Raw genomic sequence first — 241 nt, 5'->3', positions numbered from 1 at the left:
AATCAGGGCCATGCCGGACCCGAAGGGCTCTTCAATCACGCCCGCAATGCCGCTTTCGATGAAGCGTCCCGGAAGACCGAGAATGGTTTCCGAACCGAACCAAGTGGCAAATGTAGCGGTAATCACCATTGGCAGCGGAAGGCTGCGTCCGGCAAGTGCAAAATCGCTGGTGCTCTTCACGCGGGTGGAGGCCCACACGCCAATCGCAACGGTTGCGAAAAGATAGAGCAGAACAAAACCA

Annotated in this window: 1 pseudogene; it reads right to left on the bottom strand. The window is 56.8% G+C overall.

Features of this window, described 5'->3' with window-relative positions:
• Positions 1 to 241, bottom strand: a pseudogene (locus GBM95_RS12195) (sodium:solute symporter); the annotation flags it as partial.

Source organism: Sutterella seckii (genome assembly GCF_009183815.1).
Classification (GTDB): Bacteria; Pseudomonadota; Gammaproteobacteria; order Burkholderiales; family Burkholderiaceae_F; genus Sutterella; species Sutterella seckii.
Note: the sequence above shows the minus strand (reverse complement) of the source record. Positions and strands in the feature narration are given on the sequence as shown.